This window comes from Pseudomonas synxantha BG33R, from assembly GCF_000263715.2.
GTDB classification, from domain to species: domain Bacteria; phylum Pseudomonadota; class Gammaproteobacteria; order Pseudomonadales; family Pseudomonadaceae; genus Aquipseudomonas; species Aquipseudomonas synxantha_A.
In genome coordinates this window covers 3,635,951-3,659,290 of the sequence record NZ_CM001514.1, presented here as the reverse complement: position 1 = coordinate 3,659,290, position 23,340 = coordinate 3,635,951, and the positions used below count along the sequence as shown (strand labels likewise).

Sequence of the window (23,340 nt, the reverse complement as noted above, 5' to 3'; positions counted from 1 at the left end):
CTCCCACATTTTTGCCGCTGTCAGCTTAGAAGCTGGTGCTGCCTTCGGTGGCGTACATCCACCGCAACAAGGAATGCCGCCCACTGATCCCCAGCTTGATCGCCGCGCGCTTGAGGTAGCTTTCGATGGTGTTGACCTTCAATGCCAGTTGTTCGGCCAACTCCGGTGCGGTGCGCCCGGCCAGCAGGCCCACGCACACTTGCAGTTCACGGTTGGACAGGGTCAGCCCCGATTGCACCAGGCGCTCCTGGATGCGTCGGCGCAGGGTTTCGATGCCCTGGTGCTGTGGCACTGCCGGCGGGCTGTCCTGACGGCCAGGCTGGATCGCGGTGATGTGTTTTTCCACCATGGGCAGCAACAGCGTGGAGAAGTCCTGCAACATGCTGCGCTCTTGGGCGGAAAAACTCTGCGAGGGGTGCGAGCGGTACACCGACAGCACGTAGCGCACATCGTCCTTGCGTCGGCTGAGGTGCAATTGTGCGGCGGGCTGCTCGGCCCCCAGGGTTGCCACCGAGTCGGTGTAGACCGGGCTGATCTTGCGGCGGCTGTGGCCTTCGCTGTTGACCTGCAGCTGGGTGATATGGGTGGCGTCCACAGCCAGTTGGGTGAGGATGAGGTCATGCAGCATACGTGGGAAATGGCGGCTGCCGGTGCTGGCGATGACCTTGCCTATATGTGGGAACAGGTGTGAGTTCATCAATTCGTCCATGAGTTTCGGGTACAGGTATTGGGCGTTATAGCGGCGGGAGTCAACAAGGTAACCGCTATGAATAACCTGCACAGATAATCCTTCCCGCCGCCACCATGCTAGTACAGGCTGGCGAAGGCAGGGGGATCCAATCGATAAAATTCAGATTAAAAACGCATAACGGTAGTCGGATCCGTCCGACCACCGCCAGGATAAAAATCACTTTACGTGTAGGCGCTATCTCACTGCAGAGGGCGCTGTCGCGGCCTGACGCACCGTGTTGCGGCCGCACTTGGCCAGGGCCTGATGCACATCCGCCAACAGGTCGGCGACGTCTTCAAGCCCCACCGACAAACGCACCAGGCCCTCGCTGATACCGTGCTGCGCACGTTGCTCGGGGGTGTAGGTGGAGTGGGTCATGCTCGCCGGATGTTGCGCCAGCGATTCGGCATCCCCCAGGCTGACCGCACGGGTGAATAGTTGCAGTGCGTTCATAAAGCGCCGCCCCGTCTCGATCCCGCCCTTGAGTTCAAAGGCAATCATGCCGCCGGGCAGTTTCATTTGCCGGGTCGCCAGTTCGTACTGTGGGAAGGACCGCAGCCCGGGGTAGATCACACTCTCCACGGCCGGGTGCGCCTGTAAGGCTTCGGCTAGCGCCTGGGCATTGCTGCAATGGCGGTCCATGCGCAGGGCCAGGGTTTTGAGGCCGCGCATCAGCAACGATGCGTCCTGGGGCGACATCACCGCGCCGGTCAGGTCCTTGAGGCCTTGCAGGCGAATGCGCTGTGCCAGCGCCTGGTTGCTCACCGCAATGCCTGCGGTGATGTCGCCATGGCCGCTGAGGTATTTGGTGGCCGAGTGCACCACCACATCGGCGCCCAGTTCCAGGGGCCGTTGCAGGTAGGGCGTGCAGTAGGTGTTGTCGACCACCAGGGTGACATTCGGCTGTTGATGGGCAAGCCTGGCCACGGCGGCGATGTCGATCAGGCGCAGGTTGGGGTTGGCCGGGGTTTCGCAGTAGATCATGCGGGTTGCCGGGGACAAGGCCGCTTGCAGGGCGGCCAGGTCGGTCAGGTCAACATGCCGCACCTTGATGCCGAATTCGCCGATGCCGTGGTGCAACAGGGCGAAGGTGCAGCCATACAGGGTCTGGCTGACGATCACCTCGTCGCCCGGGCGTAGCAGGGTCCAGAACGTCGCGGCAATCGCGCCAATGCCGGAGCTGAAGGCCACCGCCGCTTCACCGTTTTCCAGGGTAGCCATGCGTGATTCCAGCAGCGCCAGGGTCGGGTTGGAAATGCGCGTGTAGAAGTGGCCGCTGGCTTCGCCGGCAAAGCACGCGGCGCCGTATTCAACCGTGGGAAAGGCGAAGGTGGCCGACAGGTAAATCGGCGGTACGAGCGCGCCGTGGTGGTCCTTGGGGTCATAGCCGTGGTGAATGGCACGGGTGGAAAAACCGCAGGTCTTGTGTTTATTGGTCATGTCGGGCGCTCCTTATTTCCTACAATGCTATGCTCATAACCACGGACGAACCTTGCAAAAACTGCTGGAAAAACCCGCGTTTGTGAATCAAACACCGATAAAAATAATGATTAGAGGCACGTTATGCCCATCAAGCTGGACCGCACCGACAAAGCCCTTTTAAACGCATTGCAGGGCAACGCCCGCCTGACCGTGGCCGAACTGGCCGAGCGGGTCGCCTTGACGACCTCACCCTGCTGGCGCCGGGTGCGCACCTTGGAGGAAAGCGGGGTGATCAGCGGCTACCAGGCGATCCTCTCGCCCAAGGCGCTTGGCTATGGGGTGACCGCGTTTGTCAGCATCATGATGGACAGCCACACCCAGGAAATCGCCCGCGCGTTCGAGCAGCGCCTGTTGGAGATTCCGGAAATCGTGGCGTGCCATAACGTGTCGGGCCGCTATGATTTTTTGCTGGAGGTGGTGGCCAAGGACCTGGAATCGTTCGGCGAGTTTGCCCGCGAAGTCTTGCAGACCTTGCCCTGCGTCAAGGAAATCTATTCGAGCTTTTCGTACAAGTCGGTGCGGCCGTTGCGGGTAATTCCGTTGCCGGGGTGAGGGGCGTCCTACAGCGGTCCCTGAATCGGCACGCACAGCCACAGGTAAAAACTGCGCCACGTTTCGTCACACTCCTACAGTTCACTCGCTTCAGAGATCTGAAGATAGCGTTTTTCAACTGTACGAGCGTGAAAGTATGGCGACCGTTCCTTCTGGCCCGAGTAATACATTCCGAGCTATCCAGACTTTTCAGTCTCGAGATGAGCGAGGGGGTGACATAAAGCATAACGGACTACCGTCCAAGTCACCTGAAGACGCGACCAAGCAACTCTGGCGCCAGAGTCCTGGTTGGTCGGATAAGAATGGGGATGGTCTTTATGACGTCACCTATGAATTCCGGACGCCCCCAAAGAGCGAGCATAAACAGCAGTTCAATAAGACCGGGTTCACCGATGTGCTGGAAAACCAACGGCATCAGACGCGGCTGGGGTTGCAATCCATTGAAGACGTAGCGAACGTCAAGTTTACCGAGAGCGCGAAAACGGCGAATAGCGAAGGTCATATAACGATCGGGAATTACGCTCAGAAGATCGATACCAAGGGGCACCCCTATAACGGCAATCCCCATGCGGTATTGCCAAAACCCAACGATGCCCGCAGCGGCGATGTGTGGTTCGTGAATAAAGACGGCGATAAGTCCGTTGCCAATGCCGCCCTGGGCAATGCGGGGCGCTATACCATTGTCCACGAACTGGGGCATGCCATGGGGTTGGCCCACCCTGGTGATTACAATGGCAGCATGAAGAAAACTCAAGTGAGTCATCACGAAGACTCTCAAAGCCACTCCATCATGAGCTACAGGGGCGAACGCACCAGCTACATGAACCACGGTGGCTGGCGTGCTTCAGCGCCGATGCTGGACGATATCAGTGCCTACCAGGATAAATACGGCGCCAACCATGCGACTCGCAAAGATGACACCACCTACGGTTTCAACTCCAACACGGACCGCGACTTCCTTAGCGTCAAATCGGGCCGCGATAAAATGGTGGCGGCTATCTGGGACGGCGGTGGCAATGACACGCTGGATTTTTCTGGTTATACGCAGGACCAGAAAATCAGCTTGAAGGACGGTTCATTTTCAGATGTCGGTGGCCTGAAGGGCAACGTCGGTATTGCTTATAACGCAATTATCGAAAACGCCATCGGCGGTGCCGGCAACGATTTGCTGGTGGGCAACGAAGTGGCCAACCAACTCAAGGGCGGCGATGGCAATGATCGGCTGTACGGCGCAGGCGGTGCAGATATGTTATGGGGAGGCAAAGGCAAGGACGAGTTCGTCTACGGGAAGCTCAGTGAGTCGACTCAGGCCGAACCCGACCGGATCATGGATTTTGTCAGTGGCGAGGACAAGGTCGATGTGTCAGGTATCCGGGTATCCTTGGGCAAAGGGCGGTTGACCTTTGTTGACGCATTTTCAGGCATCAGCGGGGAAGTCGTGTTGGCATACAACCCTGTGTTGAAAATAAGTACCCTGGAGATATCCGGCGCACCGGGCGAGCCAAATTTCGTACTCCATGTGGAGGGGCAAATGCAACGCAGCGATATCGTCAGTTGAAGGTCGTACCGCGGCTCCGGCAAACAGACCTTCACCCCCCCCCAGGGCATCCTGACGGCTACACGCGGGAATTGCTCTGGGCGACCCCATGCAACAACAACGCCTCAAACACCCGCTGCACCCGTGGCTCATCACTGTGGGCCACATTGAAGCGCATCGAGTCGCGATGGGCCGGGTCGTAGCCAAACAGCGCACCGGGCGCCAGCACCATGCTGCGTTTCAACGCCTCCTGGGCCAGCAGTTCGCCGTTTACCCCCTTCGGCAGGCGCGCCCAGATAAACATTCCGCCTTCATAGGCCATCGGCAGTTCGCAGCCGCAGTGCTTGAGCCATTGTTCGACGCGTCCACCGGCCTCCATCAGGCGTTGCACCATACGCTTGCGATGCTTGGCATAGCTGCCTTCAGTGAGCATGCGGTAGACGATCTGTTCGAACAGTTCGGAGGTTACGCCGCCGCTCATCAACTTCATATGGGTGAGGTTGGCGGCCAGTTGCGGCGCCGCCACGACGTAGCTGACCCGGGTGTTGGCGCTGAGGATCTTGGAGAACCCTGACAAGTAGGTGACCTGGTCGAGCCCGGCGACGGCAGCCAGGCGCGGGGGAGGGTTGGGGTGCAGGTCGCCATACAGATCATCCTCGACGATATGGCAGTGGTATTGCTGGGTCAGTTGCAGCAGGCGAAACGCTTGGCTGGGGCTGAAGGTATGCCCGGTGGGGTTATGCAAAACGCTGGTGGTCAGGTAAAGGCTGGGGCGGTGTTCGGCCAGCAACTGTTCGAGGGCCGCGAAATCGAAACCGTCGGGGCGGCGCTCAATGGTAACGACCTTGACCCCATGCAGCGCCAGGTTGGCGCGGAAGTTGAAGTAGCACGGCGCGTCGAGCAACACCGTGTCGCCAGGTCGGGCCAGAAGGCGCATAAGCATGTCCAGGCCCTGCACAGTGTTGGGCGTGGTGATGATCTGTTCCACGGGCACCGACAAACCTTCACCGTGCAGTTTCTGTTGCAGCGCCTGGCGCAACGGCAGCAGCCCGGCTGGCGTGCCCAAGCCTGCGATGCGCAGCGTTGGCGCACGCACCACGCTGCGCATGGCCTGGCGGATCGCGTCGCCATTGAGCCATTCCTCCGGCAAGTGCCCGCCGCCGGGACGCAGTTCGCCACTGGCGGTGACCAGCGGACGACGCAATATGCTGAGCAGGTCCTGGGGCAACAAGTCGACCCAGGTCGCCGTTGCCGGCCGGGCGCTGTCCATCGCCACGAAGTAGCCACGGCCCTGGCTGGAGGTGAGCAAATGGCGCCCGCGCAGGCGGTCCAGCGCTTCATTGAGGGTGAACTTGCTCACGCCCAGGGTCTGGGTCAATTCCCGTACCGACGGCAACTTGCTGCCCGGCGCCCATTCGCCGTTCTCGATGGCCTGGCTGAATGCCTCGACGATCTGCTGGACCTTGGGGGTGCCTTTCACAAAAGCGATGGCGGATACAAACATGACGCGTCCTTGTGTTTGCCGGTGCTTTTACCGGTGAAGTCAGGCCGAATTAGGCATCACTTTACCTGCCTTGTGCAATGCCGCTGCCCTAGACTGCGCCGTAACCAGACCGCCAAGACCGCCCTGGGGCGGGCGCTTGAGGCGCGTTTCTTTCCATTCAAGGTCCGCGGCCATGACAAGTGCATTAACCCTGTCTTCGTTTCTCTACTTCCTGCTGTTTTGCGCCACCATGACCTTCAGTCCCGGCCCCATGACCCTGTTGTTGCTGAGCCTGGGCTTGAAGGACGGCCTGCGCAGTTCGATCCCGGCGCAGCTCGGCGCCAGTGTGTCGTACCTGATTTCCATGCTGATTTTTGCCGTCGGTTTCTCGGAGCTGATCAAGGGCAACCTTGCCATTACCCAGACCATCCAGTTTGTCGGGGTGGCCTATATTCTCTACCTGGCCGACAAGCAGTGGACCAGCAGCGGTGTGTCGATCAACAACGCGGGCGCCGTGGAGGGCTCGCGCAGCCTGTTTGGCAAAGGGCTGTTGACCGGCTTTTCCAACCCCAAGACCATCATCATGTTCAGCGCGGTTTTCCCGCAGTTTGCAGGCGCGGGGGAGCACAGTTCGGCGGCGGACATCGCCATCCTCGGGGCAACCTTCCTGTTGCTGCAATTTGCCAGCGGGTGCCTGTATTGCTATTTCGGCCAGCGCATCAAGCATGTGCTGGAAAACCCCAAGCGGCGGGTGTTGTTGCAGCGGGGCACCGCAGTGCTGCTGTTGGGCGTTGCATGGATGCTGGCGCGTGGCTTTTCACACTGAAGGATTAGCGTGTAAGCAGTAGTGGCGATTTGACGTTGCCCTGTTAGACTCCAGGCACTCACTCAGGATCGCACCCCACCATGCCAGCCGTAGGAGGAAAGGGACTTCCGCTCGCTTCGCGCTTGTACAAATCTCGTCTTCTGGGGCTGAGCCTCGGCTTCGTCTGCGTGGTGTTTGCCATGTATCCGCTGAGTCCTTCCGTTTGGGTGTGGGCCTGGATGCTGATCAACGCTTTTGTGTGGCCGCATGTGGCGTTTCAATTGTCTTTGCATGCAGCCCATACCCTGCGCAGTGAGCGCCGTAGCCTGTTGTTCGATTCTTTTTGCGGCGGGTTTTGGGTCGGCGCGATGCACTTCAACCCACTGCCCAGCGTCACCACCCTGTCGATGATGACCATGAACAACGTGGCCATCGGTGGCACGCGCTTTATGCTGGCGGGGTGGGCGGCGCAGGCGCTGGGGCTGGGGGCGGCGCTGCTGATTTTTGCGCCTGCTTTTATCGCCGTGACCACCCAGGCCCAGTTGTATGCCTGCCTGCCGATCCTGATGCTGTATCCCCTGGTGCTGGGCTGGATCTGCTACCGCCAGGCCGTGACCCTGGCCCGGCACAAGCGTGAGCTGTTGGCCTTGAGCCGCACCGACAGCTTGTCCGGCCTGCTCAACCACGGCGCCTGGAAAGACCACCTGGACATCGAGTTCCAACGCTGCCGCCGAAACCAGGCGGGCGCCGCCATCGCGCTGATCGATATCGACCACTTCAAGACCATCAACGACACCTACGGCCATGTGACCGGCGATATCGTCCTGCGCCAATTGAGCAAAGTGCTGCGTCAGAACCTGCGCGCCACCGATCTGGCCGGGCGTTATGGCGGCGATGAGTTCTGCGTGATCCTGCCGGACATGCCCCTCAATCGCGCCACCGAAGTGATGGAGGCCTTGCGCGATCGCTTCAACGCCTTGGCCTATGCCCAGGACCCGGCATTGCGCGTCAGCTTGAGTATCGGCCTTGCGCCGTACCAGCCGACCCACGCCGACTCCATCGGTTGGCTCAACGATGCCGACCAGGCGTTGTACGAAGCCAAGAGCAGCGGGCGCAACCGGGTGAACGCCGTGCAGGAGGGTTGGTTGCGGTCGGTCTAGTGAGATAGGGTGTGGGGAGCCCATTCCAACAAAAAAGGATCGCTCCATGCTCTTCACTTTCCCGCGTACCCTGCTGGCCGCCACCCTGGCGTTGTCCTTCGTCATGCCGGCCTACAGCGCCGAACCTCACAAGCAGATCCAGGCGGATGCCGAGCAGTACAAGGCCCAGGCCCTGAAGCTGTTGGAGCGCCTGGTAAATATCGACTCGGGGTCAGGTTACGAGCCGGGCCTGACCCAAGTGCGTGACATCGCCGTGGATGAGTTGAAGCAATTGGGGTTCAGCATTGAATTGGTACCGGACAAGGCGGCCAATAACAGCCACGTGGTTGCCACCCTCAAAGGCACCGGCAAGGCCCGGATCCTGCTGATGGCGCACATGGACACTGTCTTCAAGGAAGGCTCCGCCGCCGAGCGCCCGTTTCACATCAAGGATGGCCGTGCCTATGGCCCCGGCGTGATGGATGACAAGGGCGGTATCGTCGCCGGCATCTACGCGCTGAAAGTCCTGAAAAACCAGGGCTTCAAGGACTACGCACAGATCACCTTCCTGCTCGACGCCAGCGAAGAAACCGGCTCTGAGGCTGCCTCGGAACTGATCCGTAAAACCGCCAAGGTCCATGACGTGACCCTCAACCTGGAACCCGGCCGCCCAGCGGACGGCCTGGTGGTATGGCGCAAAGGCAGCGCGACCGCGGTGGTCGAAGTCAAAGGCAAGTCCGCCCACGCCGGCGTCGCCCCGGAACTGGGACGCAACGCCGCCATGGAGGCCGCGCACCAGATCCTGCAACTGGGCAAGCTCGGTGATGAAGAGAAGAAGACCACCATCAACTTCACCGTGCTCAAATCCGGTGACCGCACTAACGTTATCCCCGACCAGGCCACTGCCAAGGCCGACGTACGTGCGGCGGTGCCCGAAGAGTTCGATCGAATCGAGAAGGATCTGGCGCGGGTATCAGCCAACAAGTTGATCCCCGACACTGAAGTGAAAACCAGCCTGCAACGCGGCCTGCCACCGATGCCGCAGACGGCCGAATCGGATAAGTTGGTGGCGATAGCCCAAGGTATTTATGGCGAACTGGGGCGCAAATTGACCATCGAAGGCAGCGGCGGCGCCGCAGATGCCAGCTTGTCGGCCGGGGTAGGGACGCCGACGTTGGATGGGTTTGGGATTGTGGGGGGCAATATCCACACGGCGGAGGAATATGCCGAGGTGGAGAGCGTGGTGCCGCGGGTTTATCTGTTGAGCCGGATGATTATGGAGCTGGCCAAGCGCTGATCGGAGCGTTGGATTGCAGAGCGAAGCAGATTCAAATGTGGGAGGGGGCTTGCTCCCGATGGCGGTGGATCAGCTCGCATATGCATTGACTGAATCACTGCTATCGGGAGCAAGCCCCCTCCCACATTGGATATTCAGTGTATCCAAGACTCGGGTCACCATGTGGCAGGGTCTTCGAGGCTGGCTTTTTGGAGGTCTTCTTTCCACCACTCATTAGCTAATCTATAAATTTCTTCGAAAAAACCTTTTGGATTGTCCATGTCACTCCATCCTCAAGGCAGGGTGCAGTAATAGCCTGGAGCCTGTCTCAATAAGTGCGAAAAGTTATAGGTTTCGTCGCTAAGTGCGGCCCCCAATTTGTCGCATAAGACCTTGCGATGTCGATAGCTTAGATCTGAAGATTTCTCAATTATGTATTTTTTGATCAGCCGCTCTCTGTCTGTGTCAAGGTTGATGTCGTAACATGCAAGCTCTTCACCTACAGTCTCTTCGCGATCATAAATATCGAACGGGCTGAGTAAATGGCGAAGTTTTGGTGCGTAAGGGATATCTAGAAAAGGGTGTTTCAGCATTGGTCATTGCTCACAGGGAATACGGTATAAAGTTCTTTGGTTTCGCGATCGAATTTCGCGATCGCTGCATCCATGTTTTCATCAAGTATTGGATTGTTCCGATCAGTAGGGTTTGGTATATATCCTCTTCCGCAACCCTGCATTTCGATTCGGACAATTGGGTTGCCGTAGTAATCTTCCCCGGTAAAAGGCGGTAGATTGCGTTCTGCTCTTGTGGTCGCCTCATTTAATACAGCGAATTGCGCTCGATGACTTTTAAACTGTGTGCTTAACTGCATAGGGTTTTTCCTTTTGTTGGAGGTGTTTATTTGTTTAGGGACATTAGCTCGCATCGGACTCTATCTTGTAGTGCTGTAAGCAGCGTAACAGCACAGCCATGAATTGCCGGTGATCAATTATTTCGTCATCAAAATAGGTGTCGAAAAGATAAAAAACAGAATCAAAGTTTTCATCTGTATTTAAATAGTAGTGAAGTGTGTCGATATGCCACTGTTGGATTTCAGGCTTATATGATAGAAATTCTGGTTTAGTCAATCTTTCAAAAAGCTCGGCGAGTTCTGTTTCGTTGTTAACGTTTTTTGAAGCGATGAAGCGCTCTCTTTCAGGGTCGTCGTAGTTTTCAATGCTGTAGGTGAATAGTAGGCTTCTGAGTGTTGATAGTTCTGGGCTGAGCTTCATGTTTAGAATTCCGTGTACGCAGTAATCGGATTGCCATCATTGTCAAGTATTACAATGGCTTTGCTTTGTCTTCCGTATTCAAAATTATTTTTTTTGTATCCTTCTCCAATTATTTTTCCCATATGCATTGGTCTGCGAGATGTTTGTAGATTTGTATATTTAAATATAAGTTGTGCGCGATAAATGGCGTTGAGTTGGTCCCGGTGGCTGAAATATCTAGTGGCTGCAGTAGGTATTTTGGGTTCACCATCTTTTCTTCCACCAATGTATCTTTCGATTTCTTCTGTTGTTGGGTTTTTACCCGATCTTACTCTTTCGAGTTGGGAGTCGGGGGTTGTCTGCGCGCCGTGCTTCTCCAAAAAATGTGCTCTTGGGAATGCTTGTTCGATCTCTTTCAAACGTCTGTAGGCGTTTGCCTCTGCTAGCTCATCAATTCTCGCCTGCCGCTGCGCGCGGGTCAGTTGCGGTAAGGCAGGCTCTCCGTGGTTAACACTCTCCGCAGGGTTTGGAGCACTGGTGCTGGGTTTACACCCGTCAGCACCTGGGCATGTATTCAAGCCTAGCGGGTCGACCCATCCCGTCGGATTGGGCACATAACGGTACCCGTTGATCCCACCCGCCAGCTTCACCGGATCCGGCGTCAGGTAGCGGCCAATATCCGGATTGTAGTAGCGATGGCGGTTGTAGTGCAGCCCGCTTTCTTGGTCGAAATACTGTCCTTGGAAACGCAGCGGATTGTCGATTTTGCCCACGTCGAGGCGGGCGATCTGGCCGTAGGCGCGGTAATGGGCGGACCAGACGATTTCGCCCTCGGGGCTGGTCAGTTCCTGCGGTGTGCCGAGGTGGTCGAGTTGGTAGTGGTAGGGCTTGGTGTCCTTTGGACCATAGCCTTCCAGCAGCGCCAATGGGCGGAAGCTGTCCGGTTCGTAGATGTAGCTGCGATGACAGTCCGCATGGTGTTCGGCAATCAGCTTGTCGCCTTGCCAGAAAAACTCCGTGGTTTTGTCATCTACGGTTTTGCTGATGCGCCGCCCAAACGGGTCATAGCGATAACTGGAGGTTTCGCCGTTCGGTTTTGTGACGCCGATCAGTCGATGCAGGCAGTCGTAGCGGTATTCGGTGACGAGTTGATGACCCTTGCCGCGCCGTTCGCGGATCAGGTTGCCGAAGGCGTCGTAGTCATAGTGGCGGTCGCCCTGGATCACCAGGCGGTTGGCCGCGACAATGTCTGGGCCAGGGCGGTCTTGCATCAGCAAGTTTCCCGCCGGGTTATGGCCGAAGCGTTCCTGCACGTCCTGCGAGTAATCGGCGCGGGTCAGGCGGGCAAGGGGGTCGTAGTGATAGCGGTGTTCGCCTTTGCGGGTGTCGAGCAGGCGGGTGAGGTTGCCGGATTTGTCGTAGTCGTACTGGCGCTGGTAAAGGTAATTTTCCTGCTGTGTGACTGCATGGGCGTGCAGTCGGCTCTGGTCGTCGTAGTGGTAATGGCTGAGCAACTGACCTTGTTGGCGTTGGTTTTCGCGGCCGCTCTTGAAGAGATGCGAGGTGAGCACTTCACCATTGAGCTCGACGGTAGCGAGGTGGCCGCCTTTGTCGTGGTTGAAGGTGAGGCGGTTGTTGTCGGGCAGGCGCAGTTTTTTTAATTGGCCGCAGGCGTCGTAGCCATAGCGTAAGGTGCCCCAGCCTTGGTGTTCAGCGGTCAGGCGGTTTTGGCGGTCGTACTCGTAGGCCAACGCCCAGTGGCCGTCTTCGACGCTGAGGAGATTGCCTTGACGGTCGTAGCCATAGTCGACAACGCTGGCATCGGGCAGGGTTTTTCGTACGAGGCGACCGGCGTGGTCGCGCTCGTAGCGAGTAACCAACGTAGAGTCATCGTCACCGTATTCCGTCTTCTCCAGCAGATTGCCGTTAAGGTCGTAGGCATAGGCGGTGCGTTGGCCGTCAAAGCCGGTTTCCTGCTGGATCAGCCCGTTGGGGTGGTAGTCGAGTTGGTAGGTTTCGCCGACTTCGTTTTCGATTTCGGTGAGCAGCAGCCGGGTGTTTTTGTAGCGGTACTTGACCTGGGTGCCGTCGGCGTTGATACGGCGGCTAATCAGGTGCAGGCCATCGGCGTATTCGTAGCGGGTGACGTGGCCGAGTTCATCGCGCTCGGCGATGATTTTGCCGTAGGGGTTGTAGCTGAATTCTCGTGTGGCGCCGCCTGGCAGGACGAGGCGAATCAACCTACCGACGCTGTCCCATTCATAAACGGTCTGGGCGCCGTGTTCATCCTCACGGGCAATCTGTCGCCCTAAATCGTCATAGCGATAACGCTTGATTCCGCCATTGGGCAATTGCTCCTCCAGCAACTGCCCACGCTCATTCCACACCAGCCGATGGCAACTGTGATCCGGGTACCAAACCCCGGTCAGTTGCCCGTGTTTGTTGTAGCTGTAATCGGTAACCTCGCCGTCAGGATCGGTCCTATGCGTAACATCGCCTTGCTCATTACGCTCGTATTTCCAGACTGCCTCCCCACGCCTCACAACCCGAACAAAACCGTTGTCATGCTCGTAGGACGTCGGCTCGTCATCTCCCGGAAACAACGCCACCAAGCGTCCGGCTTCGTCGTACTGATACGCCGTCACCGCGCCCAGCGGGTCTTGCTCGACGGTCAGCCGGCCCTTTTTATCGTAGGATTTGAAATGCTGCGCGCCGTCCGGATCGATGCGCTGCACCAACCGCGCCCGGTCGTCGTGGACATACACCTCCTGACTACCATCGACGTTATGCACGGTGACACGGCCGTCATCCCCCCAGGCATAGCGCGTGTCCATCTGCGAAAAGCTCGCCCAGTGCCGGACGCAACGCGCCGCCTTGCCGGAGCCTTCCCACTCCCAAAAGAAACTCGCCCCACCGGCCAGCTGCCGCTCAAGAATGACGTGCTGATCGTCGTACCGATAACGCTCGCTTTCACCGACGGCATTGGTCGCGCAAACCAGTCGTCCCGCTTCGTCATAGGCGTAGGAAACAACGTTCTGCTCGGTTTCCCAGACGTAGGGCTCGCGCCCTGTGGCGCGATGAACCTGGTAGTCCACCGCGACGATTCGATCCAGCTCATAACGCAGCAGCAGCGAGCGGCCAGCACCGTTATCCAGCCGCTCAATCCGCCCGGAACGATCACGGCAAATGCGTAGACGGTTGTCATACGCATCGCTGATCGAAACCAGTGCACCGTCGCGAAAGTGATAGAACCGCGACGCCTGGGCCAGTACCAGCTCATCAGGCGTCGAGCCCAAGTAGATCGCCGCTTCCGCCAGGCTGTTGGTAATCGCGGGTCGAGCAGAAGTCGGCAAGGGCAGGGTGGTCGAGCGGTTCTCATGGTCGATCCACACCACCGAATCGCCCGACACACAAAGCCTGTGCGCCAGCGCATGGCTCCAGCCAAACCCCAACCCACAATCGACTTCCACCGCACTGGTGCGATACAGCCGGGTCCACTCAAACGGCAAAACCCCATCCAGCGCGCCGTCGGTGAGGGTAAGCAATTCTTCCCCGGTGACCATCGACACCGGGCAGCCGTTAGTAACCGTCTTGTCCGCAGGTGCCGCCGCATCCCCCTTCGGATTCGAAGCCACAGCCGGCGCATCATCGACGTGCTCCTGCCGGACCAATACGGTCTGCCGGGCCTTGCTTCGCACTGCGGGCACCGGGTTCGAAACCAGTTGATTCCCAGCCTTCAACGGTACAGCCGGCACCACCCTGATCGGCGTCGCCGCACTGCTCAGCAACACAGGCTTGGCGGCCTCAACATGCGTGTCCAACCGCGGCCCCGCCACCTGCCTGGCCAGCAACTCCAACAACGCCCGCGCTTGCTCGGACTTGACGCGACTGAGCATCTGCGCACCCAGCCGCAGCTGTACGCCAATACCCCGCGTGGCCCAGATCAGCAGCAGGTTGATCAAGACTTCGCCGGTGATTTCACCCAGCAACTCATACATCTGCGGCGGCGGCAGCATCCGTATCCAGGCCACCACCGCTGCCACGTAGATAAACAGCAGCGGCTCATCACTGAGCACCAGCAATCCCTTGGCCAGCGTGTCTTTGCCCAGCGCGAGCAGCGCATCCAGCTCGGCCTGGGAGAGGTACTTCAGCAACTTTTCGCTGTTGGATTTGAAGTTCGCGAGCAGGTCATACAGCTCGGTGATGTTGTCCCACAGGTTGTAGAGCGCCTTGCCGAGCCCGGTAGCAAAGGCCATGCCCTGCATTCCACTGCGTTGATAGGCTGGCGCTTTGACAAAGTCGGCCCATTGAAGCTGGAAATGCTCGTCCCACTGCTTGCGCAGATCAGCTTCCAACCCGGCAATCACTGACGTGTAGGAGGCATACAGCGCCTTGACGTGATCCTTGGAGACATTGGGGTAAAAGGTGATTTGGTATTGCTGGTCGCGGGTACAGTCGTTGACTTCGAGGATGCCGCTGGGGCCGATGGTCCGATGAAGCGGCGCGCCGACCGGGCTGCCATCTCGAGCCAGGGCTTGCAGTTCCACCTGGGTGTTGCCGATGGGTACAAACCGGGTACTTTCAAACAGATGCACCAGGGTCAACCCACCCTGGGCTTTGCATTGAGCGACGGTGCGGCTGGGTTTGTCGGAAGAGGCCGGCGCGACCAGTGCGACGTCTTCCCCAACCTTGAACACCTGCTCCATGGCAAGTGCCGAACCACTCAACAGGCTGTCGGCCCACGCGTCGAACGTGTTCAGGCAGGTACGAAAATCCGCTAAAACGCGAGTGACATCCGGCGCCTTGGGATCCATGGGGGCCAGCACAAAGCCAGCGATCACCGGAATCAAGAGCCAGCCCTGTCAACCAGGGCTCTAACGAAAACAACCATCTGCAATCCCTCGCACTGTTTGATCAGGCGAGGGACTTTGCAGAGGTTTTCAGGGCGGGGGAGTAGAGCTTATCCGGCGCTTGCGTGGGAAGTTTCAGCAACCTTGTCGCGCAGCACCAGGCTGCACAGCGCCGGCAGGAACAACAGCGTCAACACCGTGCCCACCAACACGCCGCCAATCAGCACATAGGCCAGCGACGACCAGAACACTGACAGCGTCAGCGGAATAAACGCCAGCGCCGCTGCCAGTGCGGTGAGGATTACCGGGCGCGCACGGCGCACTGTGGCTTCGATGATGGCCTCGCGAATCGCCATGCCGTGATCCTGGTTCTGGCGGATCTGGTCGGTAAAGATCAGTGTGTTGCGCATCAGGATGCCGCCGATGCCGATCAGCCCGAGAATCGCGTTGAAACCGAATGGCTGGTTGAACAGCAACAAGGTCGGCACTGCACCGATCAGGCCCAGAGGCGCGGTAGCGAACACCATGAACATCACGCCGAACGAGCGCACCTGGAACATGATCACCGTGAGGGTCAGCAGGATCATGATCGGGAACAGCGCCGCCAGGGCCACGTTGGCCTTGGCGCTTTCCTCTACCGGGCCGCCGATGTCGATTTTGTAACCACTGGGCAGCTTGGCGATCAGCGGTTGCAGGTCTTTGTACACGGCCATTTCCACATCGGGCGGTTGCACGCCGTCGATGATGTCGGCGCGCACTTCCACGGTGGTGGCGCGGTCACGGCGCTTGAGGATAGGTTCTTCCATCACCGCCTTGAAATGCCCGACCTGGCCCAGCGGCACCGACGTACCGGCGCTGTTGGTCAGCGTCATGTTATTGAGGTTGGCAAGGTCTTCGCGTTGGCTGCCCTGGGCGCGGGCCACCACTGAGACGGTGCGGTTGCCTTCGCGGACTTCGGTGATCGGGTTGCCGCTGAGCAGGGCGTTCAGCTGGGACTTGACCTCGTCGGGGGTAAAACCCAGCAAGCGCAGGCGATCCTGGTCCAGCACCAGGCGATAAGCGCTGGCACGCTCGCCCCATTCGAGGAAGGTGTCTCTGGTCAGCTTGTTGCCGGCCACGACCTGGCGCACGTCTTCAGACAGCCCGCGCAGCACATTCAGGTCTGGCCCGGAGACGCGAAACACCACCGGGAACGGCACCGGCGGGCCGAAGACGAGCTGTGTGACCCGAACCCGCGCCGATGGAAATTCGCCTGCCGCAATGCGCTCGCGCATACGCAGTTTCAGCGCGTCACGGGCGTGGGAGTCGGGGGTTTGCACGATCAGCTTGGCGAACGCCGGGTCGGGCATTTCAGGGTTCAACGACAGGAAAAACCGTGGTGCACCGCCGCCCACATAGGTGTCCACCATGCTGGTCTGCGGCTCTTGCAACAGGGCTTTCTCCACCTGCGCTGCCACCGCTTCGGTGCTTTTAAATGCGCTGCCGGGTGGCATATACACTTCAAGAATCAGCTCCGAGCGGTCGGAGTCGGGGAAGAACTGTTTCTTCACCACCGCCATACCCAGGCCGCACAGCACGAACGCGGCCACCACCAGCCCGGTTACCAGCCAGCGCCGGCGCACGCAGGCCTCCACCAGGCTGCGCAGTTTCTGGTAGTAGCGCCCGGCATAAATCGCATCATGCCCGCCGGGGACTGGCTTGATGTGCGGCAACAACTTCACGCCCAGATAAGGCGTAAACACCACGGCCACCAGCCAGGATGAAATCAGCGCGAAACCTACGATCCAGAAAATATTCCCGGCGTATTCGCCCGCCCCGGAGCGCGCAAACCCTACCGGGAGAAAACCGATGATGGTGACCAGGGTCCCGGTCAGCATTGGCGCCGCCGTGGAACTCCAGGCGTAGGTGGCCGCGTGGATCCGATCAAAGCCTTCTTCGAGTTTGACCACCATCATCTCGATGGCAATGATCGCGTCGTCCACCAACAGGCCCAGGGAGATGATCAGTGCGCCGAGGGTCACGCGGTCGAATTCACGGCCGGTGACCAGCATGATCACGAACACGATCGAGAGCGTCAGCGGCACGGCTGCCGCCACCACCAGCCCCACGCGAAAGCCCAGGGCCAGCAGGCTGATCAGCATCACCACGGCCAGGGCGACGAAGAACTTGAGCATGAACTCGTTGACCGCCAGGCTGATGTTTTTCGCCTGGTCGGAGACTTTGGCGAAGTTCACGCCCAAGGGCAGGTCGGCCTGGATCCTGGCTTCCTGGGCCAGCAGGCTCTTGTCCAGTTCCAGGCCGTTCCAGTGTTTTTCCATGATCACGCCCAGCATCAGCGCGGGGTCGCCCTGGTGACGGATGCGGTAGCTGGGCGGGTCTTCATATCCACGGCTCACGGTGGCGACATCGGCGATGCGCAGCACGCGGCCATTGACTTGCAGCGGTACGTTTTCGATCAGCGCGAGGCTGTCGAAGGCGCCGTCGATGCGGATGTAGGCACGGGCGCCGGCGGTTTCGACGAAGCCTGCGGGCGCCACGGCGTTTTGCGCGGCGAGGGCGGCGAAGATTTGTTCGGGCTTGATGCCCAGAGTTGCCAGGCGCTCATAGGAAAACTCCACAAACACGCGCTGGGCCTGCTCGCCAAGGATATTGACCTTCTTTACCCCCGGCAGGTTGAGCAAGCCCTGGCGCAGTTCCTCGGCCATTTGTACTTGTTGGCGGTGGGGCAGGTGGTCTGCCTCCAGGGCATACAAGGCGAAATACACATCGGAATATTCATCGTTGAAAAACGGCCCGATCACGCCTTTGGGCAGTTGCGCGGCTTCGTCGCTGAGCTTTTTGCGTGTCTGGTAGAACAGCGCCTGGATCTCGCTCGGGCGTGTGGATTCGAGGAAGGTCATGCGCATCGACACGAAACCCGGCTGGGCGATGGTCTCGACGCGGTCGTAGTAGTCCAGTTCCTGCAGGCGTTTTTCCAGGCGGTCGGCCACTTGCTCCTGCATCTCCTGGGCGGTGGCGCCGGGCCAGGCGGCGGTGACGGTCATGACCTTGACGGTGAACGAGGGGTCTTCGGCGCGGCCCAGCTTGCCGAACGCGAAGACCCCGGCGACGAGGATCGCAATCAGCAAAAACAGGGTGACTGCGCGGTGTTTGACGGCCAGTTCGGAGAGGTTGATCCCGCGCATACTTATTGATCCTGCTTACGGTTGAGGGCCAGCGCCTGGGCGGGCAGCAAGCGCACCGTATCGCCGCTGTGCAACAGGTGAGCGCCGAGGGCGACGATGGTTTGGCCGGGTGTTACGCCGCTGTCGAGCAAGGCGTCCTCCTGGCCGAGGCTGGCGACCTTCACCGGGGCGAAGCTGAGCTTGAAATCGTCGCCAATCACCCATACGCCCGTGCCTTGCCCCGCATCCTGCAAGGCGCCAATGGGCACGCGGGTTTGCAGGGGCTGGCCGTTGCCTTGCAGGCGCACGGTGATGGTGGAACCGAGGGCGAAACGTTCGACCGGGCCATGCAGCACATAACGTGCGCGATAGGTGCGGGTGACGGGGTCGGCGCTGGCGGACAGTTCGCGCAGGGTGGCGGTCACCGCCTGGTCCGCTGCGCCAAAGGGAAACGCCAGGGCTTTTTGCGCAGCCAGGTCACGCTGGTTCTCCGGCAGGTTGACGATGGCTTCGCGGGCGCCGTCATGGGCCAGGCGCGCCACGATTTGCCCTTCGGCTACCACCTGGCCGCGATCGGCCAGCACGTCGGTGATGATGCCGTCGCCATCGGCCTTGAGTACTGAATAAGTGCGGCGGTTTTCGATCTGGCTGGCATCCGATTGCGCCGCGGCCAGTTCGGCCTGGGCGACGCGCAGGTTAGTGGCCGACTGATCGAAGATCTGCCGCGACACCGCGCCGGTACTGGCCAGGCGCTGGTAACGGTTTTCGTCATCACGGCGCTGGCGCAGTTGGGCCTGGGCGGCGTTGACGCGGTTTTTTGCCGAGCGCAGCGCCAGTTCGAAGTCGCCGATGTCCAGCACCAACAGGGTGTCGCCACGGGAGACGTGCTGGCCGGGGTCGACTTTGCGCTCGATCACCTTGCCGCTGACCCGAAAGCCCAGGTCGCTTTCCGTGCGCGCGGCCACTACACCGGTATAGGCGCTTTGCTGGGTGCCGGCTGCTTCGACTTTGGCGGCGAGTACCGGGCGCGGCACTGGCACCTGGGCGGTATCGGCCTTGCTGTTGCAGCCATTGAGGAACATCAACAGGACCAGGGGCGTGAGAAGACGCAGGGGGAGAGGGGGCATGGCGAACTCCAGGGTGACCATAGGGCAAAAAATTATGGACATAATTTTTCACTCATATTATGGTCGAAATATAAATTAATCCAGCCCCCGGATATTCCCCATGACAAACGCCCCGGCACCGTCACGCAGCCTGTTGTTCTTGCTGGTTGCCCTCACTGCATTGGGGGAAGTCTCGACACAACTGATCATCCCGGGTCTGGGTGCCATCGAGCGGGCGCTGCTGGCGCCGCAAGGCTCGGCACTGATGGCGCTGTCGGCGTTCGTTGCTGCGTTTGGCCTGGGGCAGCTGCTGTTCGGGCCGCTGTCGGACCGCATCGGCCGGCGGCCGGTCTTGATCGCAGGCCTGGCACTGTACGTTGTGGCGACGCTGTCGATGCTGCTGGTCACCGACATCCAGCAATTTATCGCCGCCCGCGTGCTGCAAGGCCTTGGCGCGTGCGCCGCGTTGGTACTGGCGCGCACCGCCGTGCGCGATGTGTGGAAAGCCGAGGCGGGCCCGGCGCTGGCACTGACCATGATCGGCATGTTGTATGCCATCGTCGTTGCGCCCATAGCCGGGGGCTTGCTGATCAAAATGCTCGGCTGGCAGGCACCCATCGCCCTCGCGCTGGTGATCGGCAGCCTGGTGTTACTGCTGGCGCTGCTGTTCTTTCGCGAGAGCAACCATCACCTCGACCCTGGGGCCGCCCACTGGCGCACCCTCGGCGGGCAGTATCTGGATTTGCTCAAGGGTCGCCAGTATCGTGCTTACGCGGTGGCTCTGGCGTGTACCTACGGCGCGATGTTTGCGGTGATCGCCGGTTCATCGGCGGTGTTTATGAATCTGCTGGGTTTCAGCAGCCTGGAGTACGGTCTCAACTTCGGGCTGATCGTGTCGATGCTGATCGTCGGCTCCACCTATACCCGCCGTAACATTCAACGCCTGGGGCCGCAGCGCATTGTGGCGATGGGTGTGACGATGGTGGCGGTTGGCGGGGTTGCAGCCCTGGCGATCTACGGGTTGTTCGGGCTCTCGGTAGTGGGACTGGATATTCCCATCGCCCTGGTTACGCTTGGCGGCGGCCTGGTGCTGCCCGGTTCCGTTACCGGGGCTGTGATGCCCAATGCGCACCGTGCGGGTTTGGCCGCCGGGTTGATGGGTTTTGCGCAGATGTTCGGCGCCACATGCAGCGGGTTGCTGCTGAGCCAGTTGCGCGATGGTAGTGCCACGCCGATGATCATTATCCAGGCCGGGTTTGCATTGTCGGCGCTGGTTGCCTTTCAGCTGCTGCGCCAACGTCAGATTAAAACACTGTCCTATATATAGAACGATCAGGGCCAGTTTTGCCGGCTAGTGCTCAAGGGTGAGGCGATTTATGGTGTACTCACTTTGGAGGTACATCATGAAAAAGCTAATTGGTATCTACACCAGCCCCCGCGCCCACTGGGTCGGCGATGGTTTCCCGGTACGCACGCTGTTTTCCTACGACACCATGGGCAAGCACATCAGCCCATTCCTGTTGCTGGATCACGCAGGCCCGGCTGAATTCACCCCGACTGAACAGCGTCGCGGCGTCGGCCAACACCCGCATCGCGGTTTTGAAACCGTGACCATCGTCTACGACGGCGAAGTCGAGCACCGCGATTCCACCGGTGCCGGCGGCAAAATCGGCCCGGGCGATGTGCAATGGATGACTGCAGCCAAGGGCATTCTCCACGAGGAATTTCACTCCCAGGCTTTCGCCCGTAGGGGCGGGGCGCTGGAAATGGTGCAACTGTGGGTCAACCTGCCGGCCAAGGACAAAATGGCGGATGCCGGTTACCAGACCATCGTGGATGGCGATATCCCGGTGCTGCCATTGGCTGACGACGCGGGGCAATTGCGCCTGATCGCCGGTGAATTCGCCGGTACTCAGGGCCCGGCCCGCACCTTTACGCCGATTGACGTGTGGGACTTGCGCCTCAACGCCGGTAAAGCGGTCACGCTGGACCTGCACGCCGGGCGCAACACGGCCTTGGTGATCCTCAGCGGCACTGTGCTGGTCAACGGCAAAGAAGTCGCGCGCCAAGGGCAACTGGCGTTGTTCGAGCGTGACGGTGATCAGATCACCCTGGAGTCCAATGACGACGCCAAGGTGCTGCTGCTCAGCGGCGAACCCATCGACGAGCCCATCGTCGGCCACGGTCCGTTCGTGATGAACACCGAGCAGGAGATTCACCAGGCGTTCGCCGACTTCCAGTCGGGCAAGTTCGGGCAGATGCACGCCTGAATCCTGGGTAGGTTTAAATAACCCTGTGGGAGGGGGCTTGCTCCCGATAGCGGTCTGTCAGTTTGATTTTTTTGACTGACCCACCGCTATCGGGAGCAAGTCGAATCGTCGCACCGCCCCTCCCACATTTTGCTTCGTGCTATACCCGTCTTCTTCATTTCATGCGATCTTCTCGGCATTCGCCCTGGAGTCGCCTGGATGCCCTCATTTATCGCTGATCACCCGATGTTGTGCGCCCTGGCGTTGATCCTTATCGACATTGCCGTGTGGCGCCTTATTTCCCCCAGCCTGGCCAATTGGAAACTGGCGGCGCGGCTGGTGATCTTTGCGGTATTCAGTGCCGTGTTGTTCAACGACGGCATGAACCCCATGCAAGCGGCGCCCTATGCCGACGACACTACCTTGCACCTCGCCGCCACGGCGTTGCAGATCGGTTGGTGGCTGTTCGCGGCGCGCACCCTTACGGTGTTGCTCGGCGCAGTGATGATGCAGCGGGTCGGCCATACCGGACGTTTATTGCAGGACCTGCTGGGCGCGGTGATTTTCCTGATCGCGATCATCGCCGCCATGGCCTATGTGCTCGACCTGCCGGTCAAGGGCGTGCTGGCCACCTCCGGCGCCGTGGCGATCATCGTCGGCCTGGCGCTGCAAAGCACCTTGAGCGATGTGTTTTCCGGGATCGTCCTCAATACCACCAAGCCTTACCAGATCGATGACTGGATCTCCATCGACGGTACTGAAGGCCGCGTCACCGACATCGACTGGCGCGCCACGCGCCTGCAAACGTCCCAGGGCAGCCTGGCGGTGATCCCCAATTCCCTGGCGGCCAAAGCCAAGATCATCAACTTTTCGCGCCCGGCAGACATGTTCGGCCTGGCGGTCAGCCTGCAAGTCAGCCCCCATGCGCGCCCGCAAACCGTGATCGAGGCCCTGGAGCGTGCGATGCAGGGTTGCCGGCCACTGCTGGCCAAGCCCGCCCCAAGCGTGGCGTTCAAGGCCTCCACCAGCGGCGGCGTGGAATATGAAATCAGTGGGTTTGTGCCGGCCATGGGCCTCAAGCGTGAAACACGCAACCAGCTTTACGACCTAGCCTATCGGCATTTGCAGGCGGCAGGTGTGGGGCTGTTGTCCTCCACCGAAGGCAGCACCCCGCCATCCGTGTCCGGCGCCCGCGCTCTGCTTGAGCGCTCGTCGATCTTCTCCACCTTGCGTCAGGAAGAAAAAGACACCTTCAGCCAGAACATGACCCTGCACACCTACCGCGCTGGTGAGATGATCCTGGCGGCAGGGGAGGTCAGCGATCACCTGTTCATCATCGAGTCTGGCGTGGTTTCGGTGCTGTTGATCAAGGACGGGCACAAGTTCGAGGCCGGGCGCATGGGGCCGGGGGAGGTGATCGGTGAGTCCGGCATCCTTTCCGACCAGGCGGCACTGGCGGATTTTTCGGCCAAGACCTACTGCACGCTGTACCGCATCGAAAATGAATACCTCAAGCCGTGCCTGGACGCCCGGCATGATATCGGCGAAGCCATGAAAGCGCTGCTGGATTTCCGTCGCCATGCCGCCCAGGCCCTGACCGAAGACGTACCCGTGGTGCCGGTCAAGAAGGGCTTCATCCAGTGGTTGAGGAGCCGTGGCCTGTAGATTGGTCACCTGTTCTTCGCCCGGATTGGCTATTTCTCCAGAACGCTGCGCT

16 protein-coding genes are annotated in these 23,340 nt (G+C 59.8%); 8 read left to right on the top strand and 8 right to left on the bottom strand.

The annotated features are described in order from the left end of the window. Positions 1–25: 25 nt before the first annotated feature. Both PSEBG33_RS11475 and PSEBG33_RS11480 read right to left on the bottom strand, forming a co-directional pair. Complete coding sequence (locus PSEBG33_RS11475) at positions 26–697, bottom strand: helix-turn-helix transcriptional regulator (protein ID WP_005788984.1); 672 nt, start codon at positions 695–697, stop codon at positions 26–28. Positions 698–925: 228 nt separating this feature from the next. After that, complete coding sequence (locus PSEBG33_RS11480) at positions 926–2,170, bottom strand: methionine gamma-lyase (RefSeq protein WP_005788983.1); 1,245 nt, start codon at positions 2,168–2,170, stop codon at positions 926–928. Positions 2,171–2,293: 123 nt separating this feature from the next. On the opposite strand from PSEBG33_RS11480, the gene PSEBG33_RS11485 reads away from it, so the two are divergent. After that, positions 2,294–2,764, top strand: a complete 471-nt coding sequence (locus PSEBG33_RS11485; RefSeq protein WP_005788981.1) for an Lrp/AsnC family transcriptional regulator — start codon at positions 2,294–2,296, stop codon at positions 2,762–2,764. A 136-nt stretch (positions 2,765–2,900) separates the two neighbouring features. Beyond that, on the top strand, positions 2,901–4,322 hold the full coding sequence (locus PSEBG33_RS11490; RefSeq protein WP_005788980.1) for a serralysin family metalloprotease: 1,422 nt from the start codon (positions 2,901–2,903) through the stop codon (positions 4,320–4,322). A gap of 58 nt (positions 4,323–4,380) precedes the next feature. On the opposite strand, the gene PSEBG33_RS11495 is transcribed toward PSEBG33_RS11490, so the two are convergent. Next, a complete protein-coding gene (locus tag PSEBG33_RS11495) occupies positions 4,381–5,805 on the bottom strand; it encodes a PLP-dependent aminotransferase family protein (RefSeq protein WP_005788979.1) in 1,425 nt (474 codons plus the stop codon). 172 nt (positions 5,806–5,977) lie between these two features. On the opposite strand from PSEBG33_RS11495, the gene PSEBG33_RS11500 reads away from it, so the two are divergent. From PSEBG33_RS11500 to PSEBG33_RS11510, 3 genes are all read left to right on the top strand, one after another. Next, entirely contained in the window at positions 5,978–6,610 is a 633-nt protein-coding gene (locus PSEBG33_RS11500; RefSeq protein ID WP_005788977.1) for a LysE family translocator, read from the top strand. Between the two features lie 80 nt (positions 6,611–6,690). Next, entirely contained in the window at positions 6,691–7,749 is a 1,059-nt protein-coding gene (locus PSEBG33_RS11505) for a diguanylate cyclase (RefSeq protein ID WP_005788976.1), read from the top strand. A gap of 46 nt (positions 7,750–7,795) precedes the next feature. After that, positions 7,796–9,025: a M20/M25/M40 family metallo-hydrolase gene (locus PSEBG33_RS11510; RefSeq protein WP_005788974.1), complete on the top strand. Its 1,230-nt coding sequence runs from the start codon at positions 7,796–7,798 to the stop codon at positions 9,023–9,025. 565 nt (positions 9,026–9,590) lie between these two features. Here PSEBG33_RS11510 and PSEBG33_RS11515 read toward each other — a convergent pair. The 5 genes from PSEBG33_RS11515 to PSEBG33_RS11535 all read right to left on the bottom strand — a co-directional run bounded on the left by PSEBG33_RS11515 (position 9,591) and on the right by PSEBG33_RS11535 (position 19,395). Continuing rightward, the gene (locus PSEBG33_RS11515; RefSeq protein WP_032803591.1) at positions 9,591–9,875 is read right to left on the bottom strand and encodes a hypothetical protein; all 285 of its coding nucleotides are present in this window, start codon (positions 9,873–9,875) and stop codon (positions 9,591–9,593) included. Between the two features lie 43 nt (positions 9,876–9,918). Next, positions 9,919–10,275 carry a hypothetical protein gene (locus tag PSEBG33_RS11520; protein WP_005788970.1) on the bottom strand — a complete coding sequence of 119 codons (357 nt, stop codon included), beginning with the start codon at positions 10,273–10,275 and terminating at the stop codon, positions 9,919–9,921. Between the two features lie 2 nt (positions 10,276–10,277). Further along, positions 10,278–15,104 carry an RHS repeat-associated core domain-containing protein gene (locus tag PSEBG33_RS11525; RefSeq protein ID WP_005788968.1) on the bottom strand — a complete coding sequence of 1,609 codons (4,827 nt, stop codon included), beginning with the start codon at positions 15,102–15,104 and terminating at the stop codon, positions 10,278–10,280. A 110-nt stretch (positions 15,105–15,214) separates the two neighbouring features. After that, positions 15,215–18,289, bottom strand: a complete 3,075-nt coding sequence (locus PSEBG33_RS11530; protein ID WP_005788966.1) for an efflux RND transporter permease subunit — start codon at positions 18,287–18,289, stop codon at positions 15,215–15,217. Between the two features lie 2 nt (positions 18,290–18,291). Continuing rightward, complete coding sequence (locus PSEBG33_RS11535) at positions 18,292–19,395, bottom strand: efflux RND transporter periplasmic adaptor subunit (protein ID WP_005788963.1); 1,104 nt, start codon at positions 19,393–19,395, stop codon at positions 18,292–18,294. A gap of 100 nt (positions 19,396–19,495) precedes the next feature. Here PSEBG33_RS11535 and PSEBG33_RS11540 point away from each other — a divergent pair, with 100 nt between their 5' ends. From PSEBG33_RS11540 to PSEBG33_RS11550, 3 genes are all read left to right on the top strand, one after another. After that, on the top strand, positions 19,496–20,701 hold the full coding sequence (locus PSEBG33_RS11540; protein ID WP_005788961.1) for a multidrug effflux MFS transporter: 1,206 nt from the start codon (positions 19,496–19,498) through the stop codon (positions 20,699–20,701). A 76-nt stretch (positions 20,702–20,777) separates the two neighbouring features. Further along, entirely contained in the window at positions 20,778–21,644 is an 867-nt protein-coding gene (locus PSEBG33_RS11545; RefSeq protein WP_005788958.1) for a pirin family protein, read from the top strand. Between the two features lie 198 nt (positions 21,645–21,842). After that, on the top strand, positions 21,843–23,288 hold the full coding sequence (locus PSEBG33_RS11550; RefSeq protein ID WP_005788956.1) for a mechanosensitive ion channel family protein: 1,446 nt from the start codon (positions 21,843–21,845) through the stop codon (positions 23,286–23,288). The last annotated feature ends 52 nt before the right edge of the window (positions 23,289–23,340 follow it).

What these genes read in the sequence shown, in the direction of transcription:
- PSEBG33_RS11475 (WP_005788984.1), bottom strand. Translation starts at nt 697, where the DNA reads ATGAACTCACACCTGTTCCCACATATAGGCAAGGTCATCGCCAGCACC.
- PSEBG33_RS11480 (WP_005788983.1), bottom strand. Translation starts at nt 2,170, where the DNA reads ATGACCAATAAACACAAGACCTGCGGTTTTTCCACCCGTGCCATTCAC.
- PSEBG33_RS11485 (WP_005788981.1), top strand. Translation starts at nt 2,294, where the DNA reads ATGCCCATCAAGCTGGACCGCACCGACAAAGCCCTTTTAAACGCATTG.
- PSEBG33_RS11490 (WP_005788980.1), top strand. Translation starts at nt 2,901, where the DNA reads ATGGCGACCGTTCCTTCTGGCCCGAGTAATACATTCCGAGCTATCCAG.
- PSEBG33_RS11495 (WP_005788979.1), bottom strand. Translation starts at nt 5,805, where the DNA reads ATGTTTGTATCCGCCATCGCTTTTGTGAAAGGCACCCCCAAGGTCCAG.
- PSEBG33_RS11500 (WP_005788977.1), top strand. Translation starts at nt 5,978, where the DNA reads ATGACAAGTGCATTAACCCTGTCTTCGTTTCTCTACTTCCTGCTGTTT.
- PSEBG33_RS11505 (WP_005788976.1), top strand. Translation starts at nt 6,691, where the DNA reads ATGCCAGCCGTAGGAGGAAAGGGACTTCCGCTCGCTTCGCGCTTGTAC.
- PSEBG33_RS11510 (WP_005788974.1), top strand. Translation starts at nt 7,796, where the DNA reads ATGCTCTTCACTTTCCCGCGTACCCTGCTGGCCGCCACCCTGGCGTTG.
- PSEBG33_RS11515 (WP_032803591.1), bottom strand. Translation starts at nt 9,875, where the DNA reads ATGCAGTTAAGCACACAGTTTAAAAGTCATCGAGCGCAATTCGCTGTA.
- PSEBG33_RS11520 (WP_005788970.1), bottom strand. Translation starts at nt 10,275, where the DNA reads ATGAAGCTCAGCCCAGAACTATCAACACTCAGAAGCCTACTATTCACC.
- PSEBG33_RS11530 (WP_005788966.1), bottom strand. Translation starts at nt 18,289, where the DNA reads ATGCGCGGGATCAACCTCTCCGAACTGGCCGTCAAACACCGCGCAGTC.
- PSEBG33_RS11535 (WP_005788963.1), bottom strand. Translation starts at nt 19,395, where the DNA reads ATGCCCCCTCTCCCCCTGCGTCTTCTCACGCCCCTGGTCCTGTTGATG.
- PSEBG33_RS11540 (WP_005788961.1), top strand. Translation starts at nt 19,496, where the DNA reads ATGACAAACGCCCCGGCACCGTCACGCAGCCTGTTGTTCTTGCTGGTT.
- PSEBG33_RS11545 (WP_005788958.1), top strand. Translation starts at nt 20,778, where the DNA reads ATGAAAAAGCTAATTGGTATCTACACCAGCCCCCGCGCCCACTGGGTC.
- PSEBG33_RS11550 (WP_005788956.1), top strand. Translation starts at nt 21,843, where the DNA reads ATGCCCTCATTTATCGCTGATCACCCGATGTTGTGCGCCCTGGCGTTG.